Source organism: Urinicoccus massiliensis (assembly GCF_900120405.1).
Lineage (GTDB): Bacteria > Bacillota > Clostridia > Tissierellales > Peptoniphilaceae > Urinicoccus > Urinicoccus massiliensis.
The window spans coordinates 59438-71381 of sequence record NZ_LT635493.1 but is presented as its reverse complement, the minus strand read 5'-3'; the positions used below and the strand labels follow the sequence as shown (position 1 = coordinate 71381).

General features: G+C 34.0%; 16 protein-coding genes. 14 read left to right on the top strand and 2 right to left on the bottom strand.

Translation table 11 applies throughout. The features are described 5' to 3' along the window. Nucleotides 1–37: 37 nt before the first annotated feature. Entirely contained in the window at nt 38–439 is a 402-nt protein-coding gene (locus BQ7400_RS04910; RefSeq protein WP_002834892.1) for a DUF1492 domain-containing protein, read from the top strand. A gap of 76 nt (nt 440–515) precedes the next feature. Here the strand turns inward: BQ7400_RS04910 and BQ7400_RS04905 are convergent, their stop codons facing one another. Beyond that, nucleotides 516–782, bottom strand: coding sequence for a type II toxin-antitoxin system RelE/ParE family toxin (locus BQ7400_RS04905; protein WP_002834890.1), 267 nt, complete (start codon nt 780–782; stop codon nt 516–518). Beyond that, nucleotides 782–1039 carry an AbrB/MazE/SpoVT family DNA-binding domain-containing protein gene (locus BQ7400_RS04900; RefSeq protein WP_002834889.1) on the bottom strand — a complete coding sequence of 86 codons (258 nt, stop codon included), beginning with the start codon at nt 1037–1039 and terminating at the stop codon, nt 782–784. The genes BQ7400_RS04905 and BQ7400_RS04900 overlap by 1 nt, the downstream gene beginning before the upstream one ends. Nucleotides 1040–1185: 146 nt before the next feature. Between BQ7400_RS04900 and BQ7400_RS04895 the strand changes: the two genes are divergently transcribed. From BQ7400_RS04895 to BQ7400_RS04835, 13 genes are all read left to right on the top strand, one after another. Further along, nucleotides 1186–1584: an HNH endonuclease gene (locus BQ7400_RS04895; protein ID WP_002834888.1), complete on the top strand. Its 399-nt coding sequence runs from the start codon at nt 1186–1188 to the stop codon at nt 1582–1584. Nucleotides 1585–1637: 53 nt separating this feature from the next. After that, the gene (locus BQ7400_RS04890) at nt 1638–2285 is read left to right on the top strand and encodes a P27 family phage terminase small subunit (RefSeq protein ID WP_002834887.1); all 648 of its coding nucleotides are present in this window, start codon (nt 1638–1640) and stop codon (nt 2283–2285) included. Nucleotides 2286–2294: 9 nt separating this feature from the next. Further along, nucleotides 2295–2807 (top strand): NUMOD4 domain-containing protein, encoded by a 513-nt coding sequence (locus tag BQ7400_RS04885; RefSeq protein ID WP_002834886.1) that lies wholly within the window; start codon nt 2295–2297, stop codon nt 2805–2807. A 3-nt stretch (nt 2808–2810) separates the two neighbouring features. After that, nucleotides 2811–3593 (top strand): S-adenosylmethionine synthetase N-terminal domain-containing protein, encoded by a 783-nt coding sequence (locus tag BQ7400_RS04880; protein WP_002834885.1) that lies wholly within the window; start codon nt 2811–2813, stop codon nt 3591–3593. Continuing rightward, on the top strand, nt 3593–4843 hold the full coding sequence (locus tag BQ7400_RS04875; RefSeq protein WP_002834884.1) for a site-specific DNA-methyltransferase: 1251 nt from the start codon (nt 3593–3595) through the stop codon (nt 4841–4843). The genes BQ7400_RS04880 and BQ7400_RS04875 overlap by 1 nt, the downstream gene beginning before the upstream one ends. Before the next feature lie 43 nt (nt 4844–4886). After that, entirely contained in the window at nt 4887–5102 is a 216-nt protein-coding gene (locus BQ7400_RS04870; RefSeq protein WP_002834883.1) for a DUF4314 domain-containing protein, read from the top strand. A gap of 71 nt (nt 5103–5173) precedes the next feature. Beyond that, nucleotides 5174–5542 carry a DUF7698 family protein gene (locus BQ7400_RS04865; protein ID WP_035109042.1) on the top strand — a complete coding sequence of 123 codons (369 nt, stop codon included), beginning with the start codon at nt 5174–5176 and terminating at the stop codon, nt 5540–5542. Between the two features lie 93 nt (nt 5543–5635). Further along, nucleotides 5636–5923, top strand: coding sequence for a transcriptional regulator (locus tag BQ7400_RS04860; RefSeq protein ID WP_072469697.1), 288 nt, complete (start codon nt 5636–5638; stop codon nt 5921–5923). Between the two features lie 98 nt (nt 5924–6021). Next, a complete protein-coding gene (locus BQ7400_RS04855; protein ID WP_072469696.1) occupies nt 6022–7611 on the top strand; it encodes a terminase large subunit in 1590 nt (529 codons plus the stop codon). Between the two features lie 116 nt (nt 7612–7727). After that, on the top strand, nt 7728–8771 hold the full coding sequence (locus BQ7400_RS04850) for a Fic family protein (RefSeq protein ID WP_070699882.1): 1044 nt from the start codon (nt 7728–7730) through the stop codon (nt 8769–8771). A gap of 184 nt (nt 8772–8955) precedes the next feature. Beyond that, a complete protein-coding gene (locus BQ7400_RS04845) occupies nt 8956–10071 on the top strand; it encodes a phage portal protein (RefSeq protein WP_245759415.1) in 1116 nt (371 codons plus the stop codon). Next, nucleotides 10061–10747: a head maturation protease, ClpP-related gene (locus BQ7400_RS04840; RefSeq protein ID WP_072469694.1), complete on the top strand. Its 687-nt coding sequence runs from the start codon at nt 10061–10063 to the stop codon at nt 10745–10747. Before BQ7400_RS04845 ends, BQ7400_RS04840 begins: the two co-directional genes overlap by 11 nt. Nucleotides 10748–10749: 2 nt before the next feature. Then, on the top strand, nt 10750–11940 hold the full coding sequence (locus tag BQ7400_RS04835; protein ID WP_072469693.1) for a phage major capsid protein: 1191 nt from the start codon (nt 10750–10752) through the stop codon (nt 11938–11940). Nucleotides 11941–11944: the final 4 nt, after the last annotated feature.

The following is an 11944-nucleotide window of genomic DNA, read 5'->3' as shown; positions in this document are numbered from 1 at the left end:
TATAGAGAACTTACCTCAAAATATATGGAGGTAAGAAATGAATGCAAAAGAATATTTAAAACAAGCTTTTTATTTAGACAAAAGAATTAACAGCAAGCTGGAGCAAGTTGAGTCACTCAATGCACTAGCTACAAAAGCTACATCAACCTTATCCGATATGCCTAAGAGTCCTAATAGAGGAACATCTAAACTTGAGGATACTATTATTAAGATTGTAGATCTCCAAGAAGAAATCAATAGGGATATAGATAAGTTGGTAGACTTGAAAAAAGAAATCGTAAGAACAATAAAAAAGATTGAAGATAAAGAACTTCAAGTGGTTTTAGAAAAAAGATATCTTTGTTTTGAATCTTGGGAGAAGATAGCAGTTGAAATGAATTACTCAATTCAACATATCTTTAGACTTCATAGTAAGGCTTTGAAAAATATAGAGATATAAAAAAATCGGGTGACGCATCAATGCATCACCCGCAAAACTTTCGTTTTCAATTCGTGTTTTTATTATAGTACTAATTTTAAAACTTATCCAGGATATCATGGTGTCCAATATCTAAAAGGAATATCAGCTCATTGTTTTCATAGAACCAAATAATGCGAATATCCATGTTAACAGAGGACTCCCATATTCCATCTGTACCTTGTATTTTCTTAGTTCTTAAAGATGGATGGGTAGGATTTTCTACGAAAAATTTAAGTTTCTTTTTCGTTTGTTTCTTTTCAGTATCAGATAGTTTTTTGTAATGTTTTTTAAAGGCTTTCGAATAAGTAATTTTATAGGACATTACTTGTCTAACTCCTCGAATAGAGAGTCGATAGAATCAAAAACAGGTTGAGTCCCATTTTTTATAGATTCTTTAATTTCTTTTACTTCAGCTTTTAAATTTTTTATGACGTGTTCTGGATAGATTGCAACTGGAACAAGTACAATTTTTCCGTTATCTTCTATGACTTCAAATTGGTCGCCTTGATTTAATTCCATAGAGTTTACTATGTCTTTTGGGATAGTAACTTGTGATTTAGCTTTTAGTTCAACTAACATAAAAAACCTCCTTAGTTAGAAATTCATACTTTCTAACTAAATTATATTTTCTTCTGAGAAAAAAGTCAAGTGGAGAGTAAAGTTGATAGAATGAGAGTAAGTAGTTGTAGTATAGTTAGAATAGCAAAAGAATAATAAAACGAGCCTTGGAGATAAAATCTTCAGGGCTTTCTTTATGGAGTGATAAAGTGCCAAGAAAACCTAAGAGACCATGTTCACATCCAGGTTGTCCTGAATTAGTTGATGGACGATTCTGTAAGAAACATGAGAAAGAATACAACAGAAACTATGAAAAATATAAACGAGATCCTAAAACTCATAAGCGTTATGGAAAAACGTGGAGAATTATTAGAAAAAGATATGTAGCAGAGCATCCACTTTGTGAGATGTGTTTAAAAGAGAATAGAATGACAAAGGTAGAGGAAGTACATCACATACTTCCTCTTTCTCGTGGTGGAACTAATAACGAAGACAATCTTATGAGTCTTTGTAAATCTTGTCACTCAAAGATTCATGCAAAGAGTGGAGATAGGTTTGGAGGATAGTTTTACGTGGGGAGGGGGAGTCGTTACCTTAAAAGCTGATTTCCATACCAACGGTGCCGCCCTCTCACGCACAAAAAAACGGGTTCAAAGGCCCTATTAAAGAAAATAATAAACTAGGAGGTGATACTATCGCTAAAGACGGAACATACAGAGGTGGAAGAAGAGTAAAAGCAGGAGGGAAACCACAGCCTGCTGCTGAAAAAATAGAAAAAGGTAAAAAAGTAGAAATACTAATGAATGATATTCCAACATTTACTCCAGAAGAAATAGATGCAGTTGACTTACCAGACGGTGCTGTTCTTGATGGAACGGATATGCCAGCTCCTAGTGACTATCTATCTGCAAAGCAAAAAAATGGTATACCACTTGGTGCTGATGAAATATATAAAGAGACCTGGGGATGGCTAAAACAGAGAAACTGTGAAAACTTAGTAAATCCAAGATTATTAGAATCCTACTCCCAGGCTTTTGCAAGATACATTCAATGTGAAGAGGCAATAAGTCAATTTGGACTTTTAGGAAAGCATCCTACAACTGGTGGAGTTATTGCCTCTCCCTTTGTACAGATGTCTTCACAATTTCAAAAGACGGCCAATCTTCTATGGTACGAGATTTATGACATAGTTAAAGAAAACTGCACGGAAGTATATGAAGATTATGGAGAAGATATGATGGAAAAACTTCTAAGAAGTAGAAAGTAAGAGGTTTCATTGAATTCAATAGAAGTATGGAAAGATATTCCTGGATATGAAGATGAATATCAGGCATCTACTCTAGGTAATATTAGAAGCATAAAAAGTAATAATTTAATATTAAAGGGAGATTTTCAACCTAATGGATACAAAAGAGTTTACCTCTGGAAGAATGGTAGCAAAAAAAATTTGCTCGTTCACAGATTGGTGGCTCTTTCTTTTTTGCCTAATCCAAATAACTATGAGGAAGTAAATCATCTTGATGAAAACAAAGCTAATAACAAATTAGAAAATTTAGAATGGTGTACTCATTCATACAATATGAATTATGGAGATGTTAAGAAGAAAATATCTGAATCACATAAAGGAAAAGTGATTTCTGAAAAAAGTAGAAAAAAACTTTCTGAGAATAGCAAAAATAGGAAATGGATAAATAACGGGAAATTAGAAAAATGTGTAAAAGAGAATACGTTGAACAATTTTCTAATTAATGGTTGGAATTTTGGAAGGATAAAAAACATGGAGGTGTAATATATGTTTGAAAAAGTGAATCCATCACACGTTGATAAAATAGCAGATTGTATTGCTGGTGCAATTGTAGATTTAGCATATAAAGAAAAAGATAATCCTAAAATAGCAGTTGAAGTTTTACTGGGACATGGAGACTGTCATGTGATTATAGAAACGGACTGCAAGTTAGATGTTGAAGAAATCAAATCAGCTATTAATAGAATAGCAGGAGAAGTAAAAGCCGATGTAAAAATTGTAGAGCAAGACATTCACTTATCGAACAATCAAAAAGAAAAGATTAGATGTGGGGATAATGGAATATTTAAAGGAGTGCCTACATCTGAAGAAGAAAAGAAACTCTCAACTATAGCCAGAGAAATTTATAGGGACTACCCATATGATGGGAAATATATTCTCGATGGGGATAAACTTATTATTTGTCAGTCAAATGTATCTACGGAAATTTTAAAATCAATTTATCCAAGAGCAATTGTAAATCCATTAGGAGATTGGACTGGAGGATTTAATGTAGATACTGGAGCAACCAATAGAAAGCTAGGTTCAGATATGGGTCGAGCTGTAACTGGTGGTGGACTACATGGTAAAGACCTATCTAAGGCAGATGTATCGGTCAATATCTACGCCCACCTAAAAGCACAAAAAGAAAATAGGGATATAGAATTATCCTGTGCCATTGGAGATGAATTTGTTGGTGATAAAGCCTATGAAGAAATAGTAGAAATTGCCGAAGACTATGTAAAATCTATTGGTGGTTTTGAGGAATTTGCAAAGTGGGGGCTCATCTAATGAAAGAAGGACTATTACAATATGAATTAAAAAATGTAGATGAACTCATCCCATATATTAGTAATGCTAGAACGCATACTGACGAACAAGTAAATAAGGTAGCTGCATCTATAAAAGAATTTGGATTTTTAAATCCTATCTTAATTTCAGATGAGAATGTTATTACAGCAGGACATTGCAGACTTCTAGCGGCTAAGAAACTAGGACTAAAGAAAGTTCCATGTATTTTAGAAAATCATCTCACAGAGGCACAAAGAAAAGCTTATGTTCTTGCTGATAATAAGTTAAGTCTTGATGCTGGTTGGGATGAAGAATTACTAAAAATCGAACTAGAATCATTAGAAGAATATGGATTTAACGTAGAGCTGACAGGTTTTTCGGAAGAAGAACTGGGTCAGCTTTTTGATTTAGGTAGTGAAGCAAAAGAAGATGACTTTGATATTGAGGGAGAACTAAATAAACCAACTTTTTCTAAAGAAGGAGATATATGGGCTCTAGGAAGACATAAAGTTATCTGTGGAGATTCTACTCTATGGGATACTTTTGAAAAGTTACTAGGTGAAACTAAGGTCAATTTAGTATGTACAGATGCACCATATTTTGTAGATTTGAAAAATAAATCGGGAACAATTAAAAATGACAATCTTAATGATAAGGAAGCCTATGAATTTTTAATGAAGGTATTTACTAACTTCAAAGATGCAATGGCCAAAGATGCATCTATTTATGAATTCTATGCAACGATGAAGGCAAGAGTTTTCTATGATGCTTTTGAAGATGCTGGATTTAAAGTTGGTGCAGGACTGATTTGGAAAAAACCAAGAGCTCCTTTCATGAGAACAGATTGGAAATTTAATATGGAGCCTATTATCTTTGGTTGGAGAAAAGATGGAAAACATAACTGGTATGGAGATCAAAAGCAAACAGCAGTCTTTGAATTTGATGGAATTAAAGATTCTGAAAAAGAAGGATGTGGTCATCCATCATCAAAACCAGTACCACTTATTGCTTATTTAATAAAGCAATCAACTCAAACAAATGGCTTAGTCCTTGATGGATTTTTAGGAAGTGCATCTACATTAATTGCCTGTGAGGAGCTTAATCGAATCTGCTATGGAATAGAAATAGAACCTAAATTTGTTGATGTAGCAGTAAAAAGATATTTAAATTTAGTGGGTAGTGATGAAGATATAAGCCTTTTAAGAGATGGAAAAAAATATAAGTATGAAGATGTTATTAATCTGACTTGATATAAATCCTAGATTGAGTGATATATGTATGTGAGGTGATTAGATGATTTCAAGGGAAATTATACAAAAATTGAAAGAGACGTATCCAGTAGGTACAAGAGTGAAACTAATCCAAATGGAAGATGACCAAGCACCTCCAGTTGGAACTTTAGGTACAGTTTATGGAGTAGATGCCCTTGGATCAATCCTAGTAAAATGGGATAATGGTTCGATGTTAAATGTAATTTTTAGGGAGGATATTATTGAAAAATCTAATTAAATAACCATACATTGCTTGACTATTCCTCTATTGTACGGGAATATGTGTACAACAAAAGAGGAGGTACAAAAATGAAAAAGATTGAATTGTTAGAAAACATTAAAGAAAAAGAAGAATTCGAAGAAAATAAAATCAGTTACAGATTTTATTGGGCATATAGGGAATCCCAAAGGATAGGGCGAGACATCATAAACTTTGATGACATTGGATTTGTAGATAATCACGAAGATATGATAGAGAATCTTGAAAGATTTGGAATACAAGAATTTACAATTTCAGACCAGTCAACAGGTCTTATGAAAGGATTAAAAAGTTTTAAAAGAAAAGGTTACTTTCCTATAGACTTAATTGAAATAGATACAGGAAGGACTAATTGGAATTTCAAAGAGAGCAAAGAGGAAAAAGAATATGCACCAGCCCTCCTTTTCAAGAGAAATTAATAATAAAAATAGAGAGTTGAGCAAGATAATTGCTTGACTTATCTCTTCTTGTACGGGAATATGTGTACAACAAAAGAGAAGGAGAACATTACCATGAAAAAAGACCTTTTAGAAAGATTAGAAGCAGAAGTTAAAGCTTGCAAAAGATACGCAGAAAGCTCAATAAAAAAATCAAAAGAAGGCAAGATTGGAGCAGCCATTAACCTTTTAGACATAGCAGGAACAGCAAAGAAATGTGCAGATCAAGTTCATGAAGAACTTTGGAAAGAGTCACAAGGGAACCTAAATGAAGAAGAATTTCAACTTTTTGCAGAATCAGAAACACTAGAAAGAGAACTTAAAAAAGCTTACAAAGAATTAAACATAGCAAGAAAAAGATAAAAATAAAATTCTAAATAGAGTTTAGGCTCTATTTGTCGTAGTAGAAGTCACAATCAGGTGGCTATTTTTTATGTCCATTTTTCAAGGAAGGAGGTCAAATGAAATATAAACCAACAAAATTTATGCTACCTACATCTCAATATGATAAAAACAAAGCAGACTATGCCGTCACCTTTATAGAATGCCTTAAACACACAAAAGGTAGATGGGCAGGTAAAGACTTCAAGCTTATTGATTGGCAAGAAGAAATCATTAGAGATTTGTTTGGCATTGTGAAAGATACAGGATATCGACAATTCAATACTGCATATATTGAAATACCAAAGAAGATGGGAAAGTCAGAACTGGCAGCTGCTGTAGCACTTCTCCTTACCTGTGGTGATGGAGAAGAAAGAGCAGAAGTTTATGGTTGTGCTGCTGATAGACAACAAGCAACCATTGTCTTTGATGTTGCAGCTGATATGGTAAGAATGAGTCCAGCCCTATCTAAAAGAGTAAAAATTCTAGCATCTCAAAAGAGAATGATATATAAGCCGACCAATTCTTTCTATCAAGTTTTATCTGCAGAGGCGTATTCTAAACACGGCTTTAATATTCATGGTGTTGTTTTTGATGAACTTCATACTCAACCTAATAGAAAGTTATTTGATGTCATGACAAAGGGTTCTGGCGATGCGAGAACCCAGCCTCTATATTTTCTTATAACAACTGCAGGAACAGATACAAAATCAATCTGCTACGAAACGCATCAAAAGGCAGTGGACATACTTGAAGGAAGAAAAACGGATCCAACTTTTTATCCTGTGATTTATGGAGCAGATAGAGAAGATGATTGGACAGATGAAAAAGTATGGCATAAGGCAAATCCATCTCTTGGAATTACAGTTCCTATAGAAAAAGTAAGACAAGCTTGTGAATCAGCTAAGCAAAATCCAACTGAAGAAAATGCTTTTAGGCAACTAAGACTTAATCAATGGGTCAAACAAGCAATAAGATGGATGCCTATGGAAAAATGGGACCTCTGTAATTTTGCTGTTAATGAAGAAGAACTAAAAGGAAGAGTTTGTTATGGTGGACTTGACCTATCATCTACAACAGATATTACAGCCTTTGTTTTAGTCTTTCCTCCAATAGACGAAGATGATAAATATCAAATATTACCCTACTTTTGGTTACCAGAAGATAATCTCGACATAAGAGTAAAAAGAGACCATGTAAACTATGACCTGTGGAAAAAACAAGGCTACATTCAAACAACAGAAGGAAATGTAGTTCACTATGGATTTATTGAAAAATTTATAGAGGACTTAGGTGAGATATATAATATTAGAGAAATTGCCTTTGACAGGTGGGGAGCAGTTCAGATGGTTCAAAACTTAGAAGGCATGGGTTTTACAGTAGTTCCCTTTGGGCAAGGATTTAAGGATATGTCTCCACCAACTAAAGAACTCATGAAACTAACCCTTGAAAGAAAAATAGCCCATGGGGGTCATCCAGTACTAAGGTGGATGATGGATAATATCTTCATACGAACTGATCCCGCTGGAAACATTAAGGCAGATAAGGAAAAGTCTACAGAAAAGATTGATGGGGTTATTGCTACAATTATGGCACTTGACAGGGCTATAAGGTGTGGTAATGATACAAGTGAATCTGTTTATGACGACAGGGGTCTGATTGTATTTTAATCTCGCTATTTTTGCTTTATCATAGCCAAATCTATTAAAATGGCGAAATTAATCTCGCCAGCATTGATTTATATACGCCATATACGATATAATGGCGAGGAAGGTGGTGATAGAACATGAGAGAATTTAATTATTCAAAGCTTTTAAATTTAAATATACCTGCAAAAATGTATGATTTAATATCAAAGATCTATGAATATAAAGGAAAACAGGAGCTATACGTAGCTAATTTTTCCGATGTTCTCGATAAAATGATAGAGGTTGCAAAAATTCAGTCCACTAAATCATCTAATGCAATAGAAGGTATTTCAACAAATGATACCAGACTAGAAGAGTTGATGAATAAAAAAAGTGAACCTAAGAATAGAAATGAAGAAGAAATATATGGTTACAGAGAAGTTTTAGATATCATTCATGAAAACTATGACAATATAGAATTCACAAAAAACAATATTTTGACCCTACACAATAGGCTTTATTCTTATTCAGGGGAAAGCCATAAAGGAAAATTTAAAACAATGGATAATAGCATCGTTGAAGTAAATTCCCTTGGTCAGAAAAAAGTAAGATTTCAGCCTGTATCAGCTTTTGAAACAGAAATATATATTGATAGAATGATTGAGGCTTATAATGAAGCTGTTAGTTTAGAAATCCCGCCATTACTTCTAATACCAACTGTGATTCATGATTTTTTATGTATCCATCCATTCGCTGATGGAAATGGTAGAATGTCAAGGCTATTAACGCTGCTACTACTCTATAAAAATGGATTTTTTGTAGGAAAATATATTTCACTAGAAATGATTATTGAAGAGACAAAAGATATTTACTATGAAGAATTGCAAGCTTCAAGTGAAGATTGGCATGACGGTACGAGTGATGAATTACCATTTATAAGATATATGCTTTCGGTCATCTACAAAGCATATAGCCAGTGTGATGAAAGATTTAAACTAATAGCAGAAAAATCTATAACTTCTTCAGATAGAGTGATGAAGATATTTGATAATTCCTTAGAACCATTATCTAAATCAGATATAGTAGTACTTTGCCCAGACATTTCTCAAAGAACTATAGAAAGAGCATTAAAAGAATTAAAAGACAGTGGCTTAATTAAACAATTAGGTAGCGGTAGAGCAACTAAGTATATTAAATTTTAAAGCTATTAGCATCTACAAAAGTAGGTGCTTTTTTCATACCTACTTTTAAGGAGGTGGTAATATAAACATTTTAAATTTAATATTTAAGTCGAGAGACAAACCTAAAGACGGGGAGAGGATATCTTCATCGTCTTTTTTATTTGGGAGAACAACAGCAGGCAGGAATGTAAACGAATTTACTGCCATGCAGATGACGGCAGTTTATTCATGCGTGAGGGTTCTTGCTGAAACCTTAGCAGGACTTCCTCTTCATCTATATAAAAGAGGAGACTCAAACTCAAAAGAAAAAGCAAAAGACCACGTCATATATTTTCTTTTGCACGATGAACCAAATACAGAGATGACTTCATTTGTATTTAGGGAAACATTAATGACTCACCTTCTTTTGTGGGGGAATGCCTATTCTCAGATAATACGTAATGGAAGAAATGAAGTTATTGGACTCTACCCATTAATGCCAAATAAGATGACTGTAATGAGAAGTGAAGATGGAGAAATCTTCTATAAATACAATCATAAATCAGAAGAAGTTTATCTTTTAAAAGAAGATGTCCTTCATATACCTGGACTTGGTTTTGATGGCCTTATTGGATACTCGCCAATTACAATGGCTAAGAATGCTATTGGTATGGCTATGGCTTGTGAAGATTACGGAGCGTCATTCTTTCAAAATGGAGCACAACCAGGTGGAGTTTTAGAGCATCCAGGTATTATTAAAGACCCAGAAAGAGTTAGAGCGTCATGGAATGCTGCCTTTCAGGGACCTAAGAACGCCAACAAAGTGGCTGTACTTGAAGAAGGGATGAAGTATCAACCTATAGCCATAGCACCAAGTGAGGCCCAGTTTTTGGAAACTAGAAAGTTTCAGTTAAATGAGATAGCAAGGATATTTAGAATACCACCTCATATGATTGGCGACTTGGAGAAGTCATCATTTTCAAATATAGAACAACAGTCACTTGAATTTGTTAAATACACTCTTGATCCTTGGATTGTTCGTTGGGAGCAATCCTTGGAAAGAGCACTATTAACAAAAAAAGAAAAAGAAAACTACTTTATTAAATTTAATCTTGATGGACTTCTAAGAGGAGACTATGAATCAAGAATGAATGGTTATGCAGTAGGAAGACAGAATGGGTGGATGAGTGCAAATGACATAAGAGAATTAGAAAATCTTGATAGGATTTCAGCTGAAGAAGGTGGTGACTTATACCTTGTAAATGGAAATATGCTACCACTTGATAAAGCAGGTAGTTTTTATCAGCAGAAAGGAGAAGAAATAAGTCCTAATGAAGAATAATAGAATATTTTGGAATTGGAATAAGAATTCAAATGAACTCTATATAGATGGAGTTATAGCAGAAGAGTCTTGGTTTGATGATGAAATCACACCAAGGCTCTTTTTTGAAGAATTAAAAAACAAAAGTGGAGATATAACTGTGTGGATCAACTCCCCTGGTGGAGATTGTATTGCAGCATCAAGAATTTACACCATGCTTTTAGAACACAAGGGAAATGTGACCATTAAGATAGATGGGCTTGCAGCATCAGCAGCATCGGTCATTGCTATGGCAGGAACTGAAGTATTGATGAGTCCTACATCATTAATGATGATTCACAACCCTTTAACTGTAGCTATTGGTGACTCGAAAGAAATGCAAAAAGCTATAGATATGTTAAAGGAAGTTAAGGAATCAATCATCAATGCTTATGAGATTAAGACAGGTTTATCCAGAGAAGAGATTTCAAATCTAATGGACGGGGAGACTTGGTTTGATAAGAACAAGGCTATTGAGATGGGCTTTTGCGATGGAACTCTCACTGATAAAAGAAAAGATGAAAAAGTTACGAACATGGTCTTCTCAAGACGAGCAGTTACAAACTCACTTTTAACAAAGATAAATAAAGAGGTAAGGACTCATTCAATGAGCGAAGTAGAAGAAAGATTAAACAAAATTAAAAACACTTGGAGGTAATTATGAATATTAAAGAACTAATGGAAAAGAGAACTAAGGCTTGGGACGAGGCAAAGGCATTTGCCGAATCTAAGAAAGATGAAAATGGTCTAATGTCTGATGAAGACTTTAAGACATATGAAGAGATGGAAAGAACTATCGAGAATTATACTCGTGAAATTGAAAGAAAGAAGAGGGAAGAAGAAATGGATAAAACTTTAGAAAAACCTACTAGTCAAGCATTAACAAATGAACCTGCTACTTTTAATGAAGAAGAAAAACCAATGAGAGCAAGAAATGTCTATAAGAAATCTATGATGAAAGCATTAAGAACTAACTTTAGAGATATTTCCAATGAATTAAAAGTCGGTACAGATGAAAGTGGTGGATATTTAGTTCCTGAAGAAATGGAAGCAGATATTGTAAATGGTCTTGAAGATGAAAATATTGTAAGAAAATTAGCTACAAAAGTTCAAACTTCTGGACTTCATAAAATTAACATTGCAGCTACAAAACCAGCAGCCCTATGGGTAGAAGAAGGTGGCCAACTTACATTTGGAGATGGCACATTCGATCAAGTATCTCTTGATGCACACAAACTCCACGTTGGAATTAAAGTTACTGAAGAACTTTTATATGATTCAGCCTTTAATTTAGAAAAATACATCACTGAAGAATTTACTAGAGCGTTAGCAAATGCTGAAGAGGACGCTTTCTTAAATGGAGATGGAGTAAATAAACCTACAGGAATTTTTGACTCTAAAAAAGGTGGAGAACTTGGGGTAACAACAAAGGCTCAAACAATTACTGCAGATGAACTCATTGATTTAGTTTACTCTTTAGACAGACCTTATAGAAAGAGAGCAGATTTCATTTTAAATGATGCAACAGTTGCTCAGATTAGAAAGCTTAAAGATGTTAATGGTGCATATATTTGGCAACCATCACTTAAAGATGGAGAACCAGATAGACTTTTAGGTTATCCTGCTTATACATCAGCCTTTGCTCCAAAAGCTGAAAAAGGAAAATTGGCAGTAGCATTTGGCGATTTTTCTTACTACAAGATTGGAGATAGAGGAAATAGGTCTTTCCAAGACTTAAAGGAACTATTTGCTGGTAATGGCATGGTTGGTTTCTTAGGTAAAGAAAGAGTAGATGGAATTTTAGTTTTAAGAGAAGCAGTTAAACTTTTAAAAATCGGTGCTACTGCCTAAGGAG